A 14,247-nucleotide genomic window follows, 5' to 3' on the forward strand; every position below is an offset into this window, starting at 1 on the left:
GGTGTGGATGGGTAGGGGAGCGTCGTGTGGCCATGGAAGCGGCGGGGTGACCCAGCCGTGGAGGCCACACGAGTGAGAATGCAGGCATGAGTAGCGAAAGACGAGTGAGAAACTCGTCCGCCGAATGACCAAGGGTTCCTGGGCCAGGTTAATCCGCCCAGGGTGAGTCGGGACCTAAGACGAGGCCGACAGGCGTAGCCGATGGACAACGGGTTGATATTCCCGTACCCGTGTGAACGCGCCCCTGGTGAATCAGTGATACTAACCATCCTGAAGCGTCCTTACGCCCCTTCGGGGGCCCTGGATGTGGATGCATGGGACCTGATCTGGTAGTAGCCAAGCGATGGGGTGACGCAGGAAGGTAGCTGAGCCAGTCAGTGGTAATACTGGTGTAAGCCTGTAGGGCGAATGGTAGGCAAATCCGCCATTCACACAGCCTGAGAGGTGACGCATAGCCGAATGAGGCGAATTCAGTGATCCTATGCTGCCGAGAAAAGCCTCTAGCGAGCTTTCACACGGCCCGTACCCCAAACCGACACAGGTGGTCAGGTAGAGAATACTAAGGCGATCGAGATAACTATGGTTAAGGAACTCGGCAAAATGCCCCCGTAACTTCGGGAGAAGGGGGGCCTCGTCCGGTGATCACTCTTGCAGTGTGAGCTGGGTGGGGCCGCAGAGACCAGTGAGAAGCGACTGTTTACTAAAAACACAGGTCCGTGCGAAGTCGTAAGACGATGTATACGGACTGACGCCTGCCCGGTGCTGGAAGGTTAAGAGGACCGGTTAGCCACTTCGGTGGCGAAGCTGAGAATTTAAGCCCCAGTAAACGGCGGTGGTAACTATAACCATCCTAAGGTAGCGAAATTCCTTGTCGGGTAAGTTCCGACCTGCACGAATGGCGTAACGACTTCTCAGCTGTCTCAACCATAGACTCGGCGAAATTGCATTACGAGTAAAGATGCTCGTTACGCGCGGCAGGACGAAAAGACCCCGGGACCTTCACTACAGCTTGGTATTGGTGTTCGGTTCGGTTTGTGTAGGATAGGTGGGAGACTGTGAAGCGCTCACGCCAGTGAGTGTGGAGTCGTTGTTGAAATACCACTCTGATCGTATTGGACCTCTAACCTCGGACCATGATCTGGTTCAGGGACAGTGCCTGGTGGGTAGTTTAACTGGGGCGGTTGCCTCCCAAAATGTAACGGAGGCGCCCAAAGGTTCCCTCAGCCTGGTTGGCAATCAGGTGTCGAGTGCAAGTGCACAAGGGAGCTTGACTGTGAGACTGACAGGTCGAGCAGGGACGAAAGTCGGGACTAGTGATCCGGCACCGGCAAGTGGAAGCGGTGTCGCTCAACGGATAAAAGGTACCCCGGGGATAACAGGCTGATCTTCCCCAAGAGTCCATATCGACGGGATGGTTTGGCACCTCGATGTCGGCTCGTCGCATCCTGGGGCTGGAGTAGGTCCCAAGGGTTGGGCTGTTCGCCCATTAAAGCGGCACGCGAGCTGGGTTTAGAACGTCGTGAGACAGTTCGGTCTCTATCCGCCGCGCGCGTTAGAAACTTGAGGAAGGCTGTCCCTAGTACGAGAGGACCGGGACGGACGAACCTCTGGTGTGCCAGTTGTTCCACCAGGAGCACCGCTGGTTAGCTACGTTCGGAAGGGATAACCGCTGAAAGCATCTAAGCGGGAAGCCTGTTCCAAGATGAGGTTTCTCACCCCCTCGAGGGGGTAAGGCCCCCGGCAGACCACCGGGTTGATAGGCCAGAACTGGAAGTCCGGTAACGGATGCAGGTGACTGGTACTAATAGGCCGAGGACTTACCACAAAGAAGCTACGCGTCCACTGTGCAGTATCTGAAACAACACACACGTTTCAGAACAGAAGAAAGAAGAACACCACCAACAACACTGTTTGTTGTGTGTTTCTTCGCTGATGTTCCGTGTGACAGTTTCATAGAGTTACGGCGGCCATAGCGGAGGGGAAACGCCCGGTCCCATTCCGAACCCGGAAGCTAAGCCCTCCAGCGCCGATGGTACTGCACCCGACAGGGTGTGGGAGAGTAGGACACCGCCGAACATCCGTTACCGAAAGCCCCCCAACCTTGTTGGGGGGCTTTCGGCATTCCCGGGGACATTCGCCGACCGCATTTGATAACGCTGCGGTAACGTCCCCCCGGTTCCCCTATGGCAGGTCCTTCGCCTGCGTAACGTGGCCCGGGCAGATCCGTTGGGATCGTGCCGTGCGGTGCGCGTCCTCCCGGATCACCCGAGGTGACGAAGGGAATCTGTGGTGACGAGCACGATGTCGAAACAACGTCCGGCAGTCAGGGCGGCTGTCGCCTTCGCAGGCATGATGGTGGCCGCCGGCTCCCTGGCGGGGTGCACGAAGACCGACACGACCAGCGGCGGATCGCTCCTCCAGCAGCTGCAGGACAGCGGAACGGTGACCGTCGGCTTCGCCGGCGAGGCCCCGTACAGCTTCGAGCAGGACGGCCAGCTGACCGGCGCGACCGTGGCCCTGCACCGCGAGATCTTCAAGAACCTGGGCATCGACAACGTCGAGGGCGTGAGTACCGACTTCGGGGCGCTCATTCCCGGCCTGCAGGCCCGCCGCTTCGACGTCGTCAGCGCCGGAATGTCGATCCTGCCGCAGCGGTGCGAGCAGGCAGCGTTCAGCGAGCCGGAATTCAACTACACGACCGCGCTGATGGTGCCCAAGGGGAATCCCGCGAAGCTCACCGACATGCAGTCGGTGCAGCAGAGCGGGGTGCGGATGGCCGCGATGACCGGGGCGATCGAATCGGACTACGCGCAGCAACTCGGGATCGATGCGATGCAGGTGGCGTCGCCGCAGGACGGAATGGACGCCGTCGCCAACGGGCGAGCCGATGTCTTTGCGCTCACCGGAATCTCACTGAACTGGCTGGCGCAGAACAACCCGCAGGCCCCGGTGGAAGTGACCAGCTCGTTCGTCGCCGAGATCGACGGGGTACCCCAGGTCGGTGCCGGCGGCACGGTCTTCCGCAAGGAAGACACCGAGTTGCGCGACGCCTACAACGCCGAGCTGGCCAAGATCACCTCCGACAAGGACAAGTACCTGTCCATCGTCGGACCGTTCGGATTCACCGCGGAGGAACTGCCCGATCCGAACCTGACCACCGCCAAACTCTGCGGCGGGGCCGGCTGATCGTCGGAGAGGTCTGCTGCCTGTGAAGGAGAACATCGACGCCTTTCTGGACGCGTGGCCGAGCATCCAGGAAGGGATCGTTGTCACGCTCCAACTGACGGCGGGCGGTGCCCTCCTCGCGTTCGTCCTCGCGCTCGCGCTCGGGCTGGCCGCCCGTGCGCACAACATCGTGATCAGGGGATCGGCGCGCGCGTTCATCGAATTCTTCCGGGGCACTTCGCTGTTGGTGCAGCTGTTCTGGTTGTTCTACGTGGTTCCGCTGTTCGGCTACCTCATCGACCCGGTGCTCTGCGGGATCCTCGCGCTCGGGCTGAACTACGGCGCCTACGGAGCCGAGGTGGTTCGGGGCGCGATCAACTCGGTGCCGCAATCGCAATGGGAGGCGGCGACAGCGCTGGACTTCAGTCACTGGCAGCGGTTGCGCCGGGTGGTCTTCCCGCAGGCCTGGGCCGAGATGATTCCTCCGTTGACCAACCTCCTGATCCAGCTCCTCAAGGGCACAGCGCTCGCGAGCTATATCCTTCTGCAGGACTTGACCTTCGAGATCGACCAACTCCGGCAGACGACCGGAAACACGCTCTTCGCGTTCGGCGTCGGGCTCGTCATCTACTTCGTCATCGGCTACGTGCTGACACTGGTGATGAACGCGCTGGAGGTGCGGGCGAAGAATCGCCTCGGCACTGGACCGTCGCTGCGTGAGATCTTCAGCCTCGCACCCACCGACCCACGGGGACTGGAGGCCGCGAAGCAATGAGCGTCCAGTGGAGTTGGGACCGAGCGTTCGAGGCACTGCCCGTGCTGCTCGAGGGTTTCAAGATCACCCTCATCGCCACCGTTCTCGGGTTCCTGATCTCCGTCGTTCTCGGTCTCGTCATCGCCTTGATCCGGCAGGCCGCGCCGCGATGGGTGAGTGTCCCGGTCCGCGCGATCAGTGAATTCATCCGGCTGACCCCGCTCGTCGTGCAACTGCTGTTCGTGTACTACACGTTCACGGGACTGTCGCCGCTGCAGATCGGTGTCGTCGTACTCGGAATCCACTATTCGACGTACATGGCCGAGGTGTACCGGGCGGGAATTGAAGCGGTGCCCGTCGGCCAGTGGGAGGCGGCGCGGGCGTTGTCCATCGCGCCCACCCGGACGTGGCGTGCGATCATCCTGCCGCAGGCCATCCGTCGCGTCGTCCCGGCGCTGGGCAACTACGCGGTGTCGATGTTCAAGGACACCCCGTTCCTCTTCGCCATCACGGTGGTGGAGATGGTGACGGCCGCGCAGCAGTTCGGCGCCCGGCATTTCCAGTACCTCGAACCGTTGACGCTGGCGGGTGTGATCTTCCTGGTCGCCAGCTACCCGACGTCCCTGCTCATACGGCGATTGGAGAGACGTCTTGCCCGATGACGCGAGCGCAGCAACCCCGATGATCCGATTCGACGACGTCGTGAAGCAGTTCGGCGACCACGTCGTGCTCGACCACCTGGACTTCCAGGTCGCGCGCGGTGACCGGGTGACCCTGATCGGTCCGAGCGGATCGGGGAAGACGACCATCCTGCGACTACTCATGACCCTCGAGAAGGTGAACGAGGGCGTCATCTGGGTGGACGGGGTACCTCTGACGCACGAGGAGAAGGGAAGCAAACTCGTGCCGGCGTCGGAGAAGTACGTGCGCCGGATACGACGCCGGATCGGCATGGTCTTCCAGCAGTTCAACCTGTTCCCCAACATGAACGTCATCGAGAACATCACCGAAGCGCCGATCCACGTGCTCGGACTGGACAAGGCCGCGGCCGTGACGAGGGCACGCGAGTTGCTCGAGACGGTCGGTCTGTCGGACAAGGAGACCGCGCACCCGACGCAACTGTCCGGTGGCCAGCAGCAGCGAGTCGCGATCGCGAGAGCGCTCGCCATGGACCCCGACATTCTGCTGCTCGACGAGGTCACGTCGGCGCTGGATCCCGAGTTGGTGGCGGACGTCCTCGACGTGCTGAGGAACGTCGCGCGCACCACCGACATCACGATGCTGATCGTCACGCACGAGATGCAGTTCGCGCGGGACGTGTCGAACCGGGTGATGATGTTCGACGCCGGGCGGGTCGTGGAAGAAGGCGACCCGGCGACGATCTTCACCGCGCCGAAGAACGAGCGCACCAAGACCTTCCTGAAGGCCGTACTGGCCGAATGATTCCCGGCTAGCTCGAACTGGTCGCGAGTTCCGTCTCCTCGGTGGCGGCGCGTCGGGCCAGCCGGCCCGCCATCCACGCGCATACCAGCAACTGCAGTTGGTGGAACAGCATGAGCGGCAGCACGATCAGGCCGATCGGCTGGCTCGCGAACAGGACGGTGGCCATCGGAAGTCCGGTGGCGAGGCTCTTCTTCGAACCGCAGAACGTGATCGTGATCTGGTCGGCGCGGTCGAAGCCGAGTCGCTTCGACCCGAACCACGTGACGGACAGGACCACGGCGAGCAGCACCGCGCACACCGCGAGCAGAGCGAGGAGCCGGCCGACGGACAGTGTGCCCCAGATGCCCTCGTTCATTCCCTCACTGAATGCGACGTAGACGACCAGCAGGATCGATCCCCGGTCGACGAGCTTGAGCGGTGCGCCGTGCTTCTTCACCCAGGGACCGATCCACCGCCGCACCGCCTGGCCGGCGATGAACGGCAGCAGGAGCATGACGAGAATGCCGATCGCGGAGGACGCGTCGAAGCCTGCCCCCTCGCTCGTCATCAGCAATGCCACGAGGAGCGGTGTCACGAAGATGCCGAGGATGTTGGAGAACGAGGCGCTGACGATGGCGCCGGGCACGTTGCCCCGGGCGATCGACACGAAGGCGATCGACGACTGGACGGTCGACGGCAGCAGGCAGACGTAGAGGAGGCCCAGGTACAGCGGTTGGGTCAGGATAGTCGGGACCAGCACGCGCGCAGCGATTCCGAGTAGCGGGAAGATCACGAACGTCGCGGCGAGGATGGTGACGTGGAGACGCCAGTGACGCAGGCCGTGCAGCGCCTCCTGCGTGGACAGTCGGGCGCCGTAGAGGAAGAACAGAATTCCGACGGCAACCTTCGTGGCCCACGTGAACGCGGTCAGGGCCGTGCCGTCCGCGGGGATCAGGCTGGCGATCCCGACGGTGATCAGGATGCCGAGAATGAACGGATCGAGTCTTCTGAGCAGCGGGATCTTCGTCAGCATGGTTCGACCGTAAGCAACGCGCGGATATTTCGAAAGACGATAGTCGCGTTTACTGTAATGCCGAACTGTGATAACAATGGGTGATGTTCGATCCCGTTCATCTGCGGAGCTTTCTCGCGGTCGCGCGCACCCGCAGTTTCACGGCCGCGGCCCGGCGCCTGAACCTGCGGCAGTCGACGGTCAGCCAGCACGTGGGAAAGCTGGAACTGGCCGCCGGGCGCCGCCTGTTTCTGCGGGACACGCATTCGGTCGAACTGACCGCGGACGGCTCGGTGATGGTCGGTTTCGCGACGTCGATACTCGAGCGGCACTCGGACGCCGAGCGCTACTTCACCCAGTCCGGTGTGCGGGGACGCGTCCGGTTCGGGGCGTCCGAAGATCTGGTTCTGCACGAGCTACCTCATATTCTGGGCGAGTTCCGCCGCAGCCATCCGCTCGTCGATCTCGAACTCACAGTGGCGTTGAGTGAAGTGTTGTTCCGGCAACTGCACGAAGGCCGGCTGGACCTGGTGTTCGGGAAGCGGCGCAGAGGAGACCGGCACGGCGAACTGGTGTGGACCGACCGGTTGGCGTTCTTCGCGGCCCCCGACTTCGTTCCGGATGCAGAGGGGCCGGTGCCGCTGGTGACGTATCCGCCGCCGTCGATCACGAGGGAAGCGGCGCTCGACGTCCTGGAGAAGTCCGGGCGCGGTGCGCGGGTGGCCTGCGTGACGGACAGTTTGAACGGGTTGCGGGCCGCGTGTCTTGCGGGTCTCGGCGTCGTGTTTCACGCGGAGACCCTGCCGCCCGCAGGACTGGCGCCGGTGCGGATGCGTTCGCGCGACGAGTGGGGACCCGCCGTCGACGTCGAATTCGTGCTGGAGGCCCGCCGGAGTGTTCTCAGCGAACCGGAGCAGGCGCTGCGCGCCGCCATCCTCGAGAATGCGGATCGACTGCGCGCGTGACCTCGGCGGGAAAATCGCCCCCACCGAGGCCGTCGAACTGTCAGAAGATGAGCACGGACAGCGCGGTGGACAGCACCAGGCCGGACACCACGGGCACGAAACACTTCCTGGCGAGTTCGAGGACGGGCACACGGGCGAAGCCGGCCACCGCGATCAACGACGACCAGGCGACGAGCGTTCCACCGCCGGACCAGATGTTCCCCATCTGACCGATCGCGGCCAGAGTTGCGGGGTCCATCCCGACGGCAGGCCCGAGCGCGCCCGCGAGTGAACCGGTGAGCGGCAGCCCGGTGAATCCGGAGCCCTCGAGGCCCGCGATCATGCCGATGGCGAGGATGCCGAACGACGTGACGAACGCGTTCTGCGGCAGGTGGGACTGCGCGGCGTTCACCAGGTCGAAGAGCAGCGTCGGGCCGGTCGCATCCGCAGGAAGCCCGAGAATGGCGGCGGAGAAGTCACCGTTGCCGATGAAGAAGAATCCGGCGATCGGGATCACGATGCCCATGGCCTTGAATGCGAAGACCAGACCGTCGATCAGGTGCTCGGACGTCGTCTCGAGGAAACCCTTCTTGTCGTTGGTCGCGGCCGCGGCGAAGAGGATGAGCGCGGCGATGCCGCCGACCATCGCCGCCGCGTCGCCGCCCTTGAGGTCGGGCACCAGATCGGTGAACTTGCCGACCATGAGGTAGACGATGAACGCCAGATACGCGGTGGGCACCAGTACTGCGAAAGTCTTTGCGGCGCGGATGCTCTTGAACGTGTCGTCGATGACCTGCCGGGCGGAGGCCGTGACGGGTTCGGCGAGGACCGCCGTCGACGTCGGGGGAGCGGCACTCGTCGCCGCTTCGGCCGGTGCACGATCGATCGCGCCGCCGCCGGTGGGGGTAGCACCGGCCTCGGGGGCGTCGCCGCCGGGCTTGCCGAAGTCGCTCTCCGCGCGTGCCTCCCAGTCGGTGAGCAGTTCCGGTGCGGGGCGGCGCATGTGCCTGCGCTGCGTGAAGTAGGCGATGAGGAGTGCGGTGAGACCGACTATCAGGGACATCACCAGGGCGCGGTCCGCGACGACGTCCGGATCGACTCCTGCCGACTTTGCCGACAGGCCCGGCGCCACCTTGATGATGTAGTCGGACGACAGCGCCATGCCCTGCCCGCAGATCGCGATCGCCATGCCGACCGCCATCGGGGGAAGGCCGGCGCGGATGGCGACGGGGATGAGGACGGCTCCGATCAACGGAACCGCGGGGGTTGGCCAGAAGAACAGCGAGATCGTGTAGGTGACGATGGCCAGGACGATGAAGCTGCTGGTGCCGCCGCGCATGACGCGCCGGAACGGGGCGACCATCAACCGGTCGGCTCCCATCTGCCGGAGGGCGCCGAGCATCGCCGTCACCAGCGAGATGATGAGGAAGATGTTGAACAGCTCGCGGGCGGCCACGAGGCTCGCGTTGAAAATCGACGCGAGACCGGTGACGAGGCTGTCGGAGAACACGAAGGCGGTCAGGAACGTGCCGATGACGGCGGGGACGACGATGTTCTTCCGCATGAGCATCGTCCCGAGGATGACGATGATTCCTCCGAGATACACCCAATGTGCGGCGGTGAGACTTACATCCACGGTGCGCCCCTTCGAAATAGGTACAGACTAGTGGCACTAGTCACAGTGCAGTGATACTGCGCGGGGCGTTTTCCAGGGTCAACGTCCAGAGTGCACATCGATAACCAGCGTATTTGTGCATTGTGCCCGGCATTTTTCGCCGGGATTGCTTGTTGTCACGCGCAAGTAAAGGAATGCTCGGCAGAAGCCGTTTCACGGAATCCTGTGTTCATAATTAGGCTTGCCTAACCAAACTTGGCGAGCGGGCCGCGGTAAGGGATTCCGGCGAGAACTGGCATCGCCGGAACGCGAATTCTCGGATGAAAGTGGACTCTATGAACACGGCGGTCGGTCAGGCTCAGAGTGCAACCGCGGGTGACGAATGCGGACCCGGCACGTCGCCCGCGCTGGCGGCGCTGCTCGCCGGAACGTTCGTCGGCACGGTCAGCAACAACATCGTCAACGTCCCGTTGAACGCGATCCTCACCGACTTCGACGCCGGTCTCGGCAGCGGCATCTTCGTCGTCGTCGGATTCCTCCTCACCTTCGCTGCGACGATGCCGCTGGCCGGGTGGATCGGAGACCGGTTCGGGCGCAGGCGCGTGTACTGCGCCGCCCTACTGGGAACTGCGGCCTGTTCGCTCGGTGCGGCGCTCGCACCGTCCCTGCCCGTGCTCGTGCTGTGGCGGTCGCTCGGCGGGATCGCCGCGGCCGCGTTCGCGCCCGCGGTCATGGGCCTGATCGCGTGGTTGTTCGGGCCCGCACGGCGAGCGCGCGCCGTCGGCGCCTGGGCTGCGGTGAACGGGATCGGGCAGGCCGTAGGCCCGTCCATGGGTGGAATCGTCAGCGACTGGTGCGGCTGGCGGTGGGCGTTCGTGCCACTGGTGCCGGTCGCCCTGATCGGGTACGCCGCGACCCTCCGCTACATCCCGCGCTACCCCGGCAAGAAGATGCGGCTCGACGTGATCGGAGCGTCCACCGTCACACTCGGCGCGGTCCTGCTGATCCTCGGCCTCACGACCGTCTCGATGGAGCAGGTACCCGCCTGGGTCAGCATCACGACCATCGGCGCCGGAGTCGTCGTCACGGCCGGGTTCGTGCTCCACTGCCGGCGGGCGGCGAACCCGTTCGTGCCCATCGACCTGGTGATCGAATCGCGGTTCCTGCGTAGTGCGCTCGCTGCCTTCACCCAGATGTTCGCGCTGGGAGCCCTGCTGCTCGCGCTTCCGCTCTACCTGACGGGCACGGGCAGTTCGACCACGCAGGCGGGGCTGATGCTCTTCGTGCTACCGGTCGTCATGACGTGCGTGGCGCCCGTCGTCGGGCGTCTCGTCGACAGGATCGGGGCCCGGGTGGTGATGCGAACCGGTCTGGCGGTGTTGGTCAGTAGTCAAGTGGCCCTGGCGATCACGTTGTCCGCGGACGTCCGGAACCCGGTCGCCGTCGGCGCCGTGCTCCTCGTCGCCGGAGTGGGGATCGGCATGGTCCAGACACCCGCCGCGGCCGGTTCGACCCGATCGCCCGCCGGGGCCGTCGGAACCGGCCTGGGACTGTTCAACCTCATCCGCTTCGGTGGCTCGGCCGTGGGCGCCGCCTGGGTGGGCGTGGCCGCGCACCTGTCGGCCGATCCGTACGGACTGCTGTTCGCCGTGGCGGCCGTCGTCGTGCTCGCCGGACTGGCCGGGACGTTCGCCGGCGAGAACCCGGGGGCCGGCTGAGGGCTAGCGGGTCACGATCTCGTGGTTGACGGTGTCCTGCACCTGGGAGAGCAGATCGAGACGAAGAGCCAGCCACAGCGTGAACTGGTTCTCGGGTTCCCGGATATCCATGCCGATGAGCCGAGACGTGCGATCGAGCTTGGCGATCATCGTGTTCCGGTGGATCCGGAGGCGCCGTGCGGCGGCGTTGATGTTGCCGCCCTCCTCGAGGTAGGCGAACAGCAACTCCTCGGTGTCGGCATGCGAACTCGACGCCCGAAGGGGACCGAGAACGTCACGGATGAGCCGTCGGCTCTCGTCGGTGTCGGTGGCGCGGGCGAGCACACTGAACCCGCGAAGGTCGTTGTAGGCCACCGAACCGGACAGTCCGAGCCGCTGGGCGATGCCCAGGGTGATGCGGGCCTCGCGGTAGCTTTCCCCGACATCGCGGGCACCCGCCGCGGGACGTCCGTGGGCCACCGGAATCCGCTGACCCAAACGGGTTTCGAGATCGAGCGACATGGCGTGGGCGTACTCGCTGATCTCGGATTCGACACCCGGCGTGTCGACGGAGCTCAACGATCGGATCACCACGAGCACGTCGCCGATGACGGTGACGTGCGAACGTACGCCCGGACGCGGCAGGACGCCGGCGGCGTACCGTGCCAGCCGGACCATGCTCGCGCCGGGTCGTCCCGACGCCCGGTCGACGAGACCGGGGGCGACGAACACGATGTAGTGCAGGTCCAGATCGATCTCGTGCAGCGCGGCCCGGGTGCGCAGGTCGTGGTCGTTGGCGAAGTTTCCGTGCACGAGGGCCTGGACGAAGTCTCCGCGCGCCCGCTCCTCGGCCTCGTCCACGCTCCGCTGCCGGAGCATCTCGGTGCCGATGATCGTTCCGGCCTGTTCGACGACCACCCGGTGCTGTGCGATGTCGTGTCTGCGGGGGTTCGCCCCGGGGACGACGACCACGATCCAGCCCTCGTAGCGGCCGGCGAGTTGCATGGCCCCGGCGACTGCCGTCGTGGGCGCGAACAGTCCCTCCGGATGCTCCAGGCGGAACACGTGAACGTTGTGCATCCGTGCCGGTGGTGATTCCTCGAGGCGCGGCAGGGCGTCCGCGAGAGCCTCCAGCAGGGCGACGGTGCCCGCGTCCTCGACGTCCGGGAGGCCGGCGTGCGCGAGGAGGCGTCCGCGGACGTCCAGGGCGACGGCGACGTCCGAGGTCAGCGTCGCGACCTCACGGATCAGCATCGGCAGGCCCGCGCCGCGGTGCAGCAACCCCGCAAGCGACTGGTGCACGGTGAGGGCGTAGCGCATCACGTGCGCTTCCTGGGTGAGTGCGCGCTCGGCGAGGAGCCGGTTGAGTGCGGTGAACCCGACGGGAAAACCCAGCTCCACGACCGTGAGTCCGGTCGGCCAGACCGTGCCCACGGGCGCCGACCCGTCGACGAGAAGGACCCCGGCGCCCCGCGCCACCAGCGACTCGAGTTCACGTCCGTGCGCGGACAGCGTCTCGGGCCGGGTGTACACAGCGACCTCGGCGAGGGAATCGGGCCTGCTCAGCACCTCACCCCACGGCAGGCACCACGTCACCGGACCGCTCAGGGCGTCCGTGCCGGACAGCAGCCGGGCCGACGCGAGCAGGGGCTCTTCCAGCAGGCCGCGTAACGACAGTCGCTCGTCCTCTGCGGCCGGTGTCGTGGTGTCGTCCACTGCGGACCCTCCTCGGGTGGTCGAGAAGTGCAGTATGGCGGAGCGCACGCCTGCACTGCCTATGCACTATGCCCTGATTTCGCCGAGAGTGCCGGATAGTTTGACCATGGTTCCTCCGGCGATGCCGGTGATAGAAATCGGTGCATCACTTCCTCCCGAATACGCAACGGAGAAGACAATGCATCAGGTTCACCGAATCACCCTCGACGACGCACTCCCACTGCTCGCCGCGGGACGCGCGAAGGCCGAGGAAATCGGCGTCAAGCAGACCCTGTGCGTCTGCGACGACGGCGGCAACGTGCTGGCTCTGCACCGACTGCCGGGAGCGCGCCTCACCGGCGTCGACATCGCGATCGCCAAAGCGTTCACCGCCGCCGGCCACGAGCGGGCAACGCACCTGTTCAACGAGGCTCCCGACGGTCCCGCGTTGCCCGGGAACGAGGCATTCGGCATCAGCCAGATGCTGCCGGGCAAGTTCGCGGTGTTCGTCGGCGGATTTCCCCTCGTCTTCGACGGCCAGATCGTCGGCGGCATCGGCATCAGCGGCGGAAACGGCAAGCAGGACAAGGCGGTCGGTGCGGCGATGCTGGCCGAGTTCGAAGCCCTCGCCGCAGTACCCAGCTGAACGTCCACGATGTGCCGACAACGTGCACATCGAAACCCTTCCAACGCAGTCACTTCGACCGTGGTCGGGCAGACCGGGAGTCGATAACGTCGAGTTCACTCCAGTCGGAGCATCCCCAACCAATCTCATACTCGAGGAAGACGAGGCACATCATGACCGAACTTCTAGGCAGGGACGATTTCCGCGCAGCTCTGGAGAACGCGATCAAGGGCCGCGAGGCGAAGAACGCGTCGTTCAGCAAGGCGTGGGCCGAGGGCAAGCTCGAGAAGCACCATTTCGCGCGGTGGGCGGAGAACCACTACCACTACGTCGGACCCTTCGCCGACTACCTCGCGAACATCTACTCGAACACCCCCGACACCTTCACCAATGCAAAGGATTTCACCCTCCAGAACATGTACGAGGAGGAACTGGCCGACATCCGGCACACCGACCTCCTCATCAAGTTCGCCGAGGCGTGCGGCACCACGAAGGAACGCGTCGAGGACCCGTCGAACATGAACGCGATCACCCGCGGTCTGCAGTCCTGGTGCTACGCGGTGTCGCAGCGTGAGCACTTCGTCGTGGCCACCGCCGCACTCGTCGTCGGACTCGAGTCGCAGGTACCGAGCATCTACAAGAAGCAGATCGTTCCTCTGCGTGAGGTGTACGGGTTCACCGAGGACGAGATCGAATTCTTCGACCTGCACATCACGTCGGACGTCGTGCACGGTGAGCGTGGATACCAGATCGTGCTCGACCACGCAGATACCCCGCAGCTGCAGCAGCGTTGCCTGCAACTCGTGCAGTGGGGAGCCGAGATGCGCTTCTCGTACACGAAGGGGCTCTACGACACGTACGTGGCAACCGACCTCGAGCTCGCGACCGCCTGACCGTGCGCAGGGAGGGGCCCGCATCGGGCCCCTCCCGACGCAGGCATCTCGCCCGACAGGAGAGAACGATGGAGACGAACTGGACCCGGCTGGTCACCGTCCGTGAGCTCGGCCGCCGCCGGAAGCTTCGCGTCGAGGTCGGCGACACCGCGGTCGCCCTGTTCCAGGCCGACGACCGGATCTACGCCTTTCGTGATCTGTGCATCCATCAGGATCGGTCACTGGCGAAAGGCACCCTGCTGCACGGGCGGGTCATCTGCCCAGGCCACCAGTGGGCGTTCGACCTCGACACCGGCTACGAGGAAGACCAGGACCTGTGCCAGCCGACCTACGCGGTGAAGGTCGAGGACGACGTCGTCTACGTGGATCTCACCCGCAGCCCCGATTACGCCGAGACCGCGACTTCGCCGGCCGAAGTCGACTGA

Annotated in this window: 12 protein-coding genes and 2 rRNA genes (1 of these 14 running past the window's edge); 11 read left to right on the forward strand and 3 right to left on the reverse strand. The window is 64.8% G+C overall.

The genetic code is table 11. The annotated features are described in order from the left end of the window. The 6 genes from ACLIVD_RS03540 to ehuA all read left to right on the forward strand — a co-directional run. Positions 1 to 1,825: ribosomal RNA gene (locus ACLIVD_RS03540) — 23S ribosomal RNA — on the forward strand; it begins 1,311 nt to the left of the window's first position. A 134-nt stretch (positions 1,826 to 1,959) separates the two neighbouring features. Beyond that, positions 1,960 to 2,076: ribosomal RNA gene (rrf, locus tag ACLIVD_RS03545) — 5S ribosomal RNA — on the forward strand. 225 nt (positions 2,077 to 2,301) lie between these two features. Further along, on the forward strand, positions 2,302 to 3,186 hold the full coding sequence (gene ehuB, locus ACLIVD_RS03550) for an ectoine/hydroxyectoine ABC transporter substrate-binding protein EhuB (RefSeq protein ID WP_105419557.1): 885 nt from the start codon (positions 2,302 to 2,304) through the stop codon (positions 3,184 to 3,186). 22 nt (positions 3,187 to 3,208) lie between these two features. Further along, positions 3,209 to 3,940, forward strand: a complete 732-nt coding sequence (ehuC, locus tag ACLIVD_RS03555; RefSeq protein WP_005262075.1) for an ectoine/hydroxyectoine ABC transporter permease subunit EhuC — start codon at positions 3,209 to 3,211, stop codon at positions 3,938 to 3,940. Beyond that, on the forward strand, positions 3,937 to 4,581 hold the full coding sequence (gene ehuD / locus ACLIVD_RS03560; RefSeq protein ID WP_005262076.1) for an ectoine/hydroxyectoine ABC transporter permease subunit EhuD: 645 nt from the start codon (positions 3,937 to 3,939) through the stop codon (positions 4,579 to 4,581). Before ehuC ends, ehuD begins: the two co-directional genes overlap by 4 nt. 19 nt (positions 4,582 to 4,600) lie before the next feature. Beyond that, positions 4,601 to 5,362 carry an ectoine/hydroxyectoine ABC transporter ATP-binding protein EhuA gene (ehuA, locus tag ACLIVD_RS03565; protein ID WP_011596790.1) on the forward strand — a complete coding sequence of 254 codons (762 nt, stop codon included), beginning with the start codon at positions 4,601 to 4,603 and terminating at the stop codon, positions 5,360 to 5,362. 7 nt (positions 5,363 to 5,369) lie between these two features. On the opposite strand, the gene ACLIVD_RS03570 is transcribed toward ehuA, so the two are convergent. Then, positions 5,370 to 6,374 carry a bile acid:sodium symporter family protein gene (locus ACLIVD_RS03570; protein WP_283336391.1) on the reverse strand — a complete coding sequence of 335 codons (1,005 nt, stop codon included), beginning with the start codon at positions 6,372 to 6,374 and terminating at the stop codon, positions 5,370 to 5,372. 83 nt (positions 6,375 to 6,457) lie between these two features. Here ACLIVD_RS03570 and ACLIVD_RS03575 point away from each other — a divergent pair, with 83 nt between their 5' ends. Then, a complete protein-coding gene (locus ACLIVD_RS03575; protein ID WP_280779157.1) occupies positions 6,458 to 7,318 on the forward strand; it encodes a LysR family transcriptional regulator in 861 nt (286 codons plus the stop codon). Between the two features lie 40 nt (positions 7,319 to 7,358). On the opposite strand, the gene ACLIVD_RS03580 is transcribed toward ACLIVD_RS03575, so the two are convergent. Beyond that, positions 7,359 to 8,933 (reverse strand): hypothetical protein, encoded by a 1,575-nt coding sequence (locus ACLIVD_RS03580; RefSeq protein ID WP_283354157.1) that lies wholly within the window; start codon positions 8,931 to 8,933, stop codon positions 7,359 to 7,361. Positions 8,934 to 9,247: 314 nt separating this feature from the next. Between ACLIVD_RS03580 and ACLIVD_RS03585 the strand changes: the two genes are divergently transcribed. Further along, positions 9,248 to 10,630 (forward strand): MFS transporter, encoded by a 1,383-nt coding sequence (locus tag ACLIVD_RS03585; protein ID WP_491931960.1) that lies wholly within the window; start codon positions 9,248 to 9,250, stop codon positions 10,628 to 10,630. Between the two features lie 3 nt (positions 10,631 to 10,633). Here ACLIVD_RS03585 and ACLIVD_RS03590 read toward each other — a convergent pair whose 3' ends face one another. Beyond that, positions 10,634 to 12,325, reverse strand: a complete 1,692-nt coding sequence (locus ACLIVD_RS03590; protein ID WP_283354155.1) for a PucR family transcriptional regulator — start codon at positions 12,323 to 12,325, stop codon at positions 10,634 to 10,636. 178 nt (positions 12,326 to 12,503) lie between these two features. Here ACLIVD_RS03590 and ACLIVD_RS03595 point away from each other — a divergent pair, with 178 nt between their 5' ends. The 3 genes from ACLIVD_RS03595 (at position 12,504) to ACLIVD_RS03605 (ending at position 14,247) form a co-directional block, all read left to right on the forward strand. Beyond that, the gene (locus ACLIVD_RS03595; protein ID WP_005262083.1) at positions 12,504 to 12,950 is read left to right on the forward strand and encodes a GlcG/HbpS family heme-binding protein; all 447 of its coding nucleotides are present in this window, start codon (positions 12,504 to 12,506) and stop codon (positions 12,948 to 12,950) included. 152 nt (positions 12,951 to 13,102) lie between these two features. Further along, positions 13,103 to 13,822: an iron-containing redox enzyme family protein gene (locus ACLIVD_RS03600; RefSeq protein WP_009477440.1), complete on the forward strand. Its 720-nt coding sequence runs from the start codon at positions 13,103 to 13,105 to the stop codon at positions 13,820 to 13,822. 68 nt (positions 13,823 to 13,890) lie between these two features. Next, a complete protein-coding gene (locus tag ACLIVD_RS03605) occupies positions 13,891 to 14,247 on the forward strand; it encodes a Rieske (2Fe-2S) protein (protein ID WP_005245022.1) in 357 nt (118 codons plus the stop codon).

Source organism: Rhodococcus sp. G6(2025) (genome assembly GCF_058628105.1).

Bases quoted from the DNA above. Each gene is read 5' to 3' on its own strand.
- ehuB (WP_105419557.1), top strand. From the start codon at position 2,302: ATGTCGAAACAACGTCCGGCAGTCAGGGCGGCTGTCGCCTTCGCAGGC.
- ehuD (WP_005262076.1), top strand. From the start codon at position 3,937: ATGAGCGTCCAGTGGAGTTGGGACCGAGCGTTCGAGGCACTGCCCGTG.
- ehuA (WP_011596790.1), top strand. From the start codon at position 4,601: ATGATCCGATTCGACGACGTCGTGAAGCAGTTCGGCGACCACGTCGTG.
- ACLIVD_RS03570 (WP_283336391.1), bottom strand. From the start codon at position 6,374: ATGCTGACGAAGATCCCGCTGCTCAGAAGACTCGATCCGTTCATTCTC.
- ACLIVD_RS03575 (WP_280779157.1), top strand. From the start codon at position 6,458: ATGTTCGATCCCGTTCATCTGCGGAGCTTTCTCGCGGTCGCGCGCACC.
- ACLIVD_RS03585 (WP_491931960.1), top strand. From the start codon at position 9,248: ATGAACACGGCGGTCGGTCAGGCTCAGAGTGCAACCGCGGGTGACGAA.
- ACLIVD_RS03595 (WP_005262083.1), top strand. From the start codon at position 12,504: ATGCATCAGGTTCACCGAATCACCCTCGACGACGCACTCCCACTGCTC.
- ACLIVD_RS03600 (WP_009477440.1), top strand. From the start codon at position 13,103: ATGACCGAACTTCTAGGCAGGGACGATTTCCGCGCAGCTCTGGAGAAC.
- ACLIVD_RS03605 (WP_005245022.1), top strand. From the start codon at position 13,891: ATGGAGACGAACTGGACCCGGCTGGTCACCGTCCGTGAGCTCGGCCGC.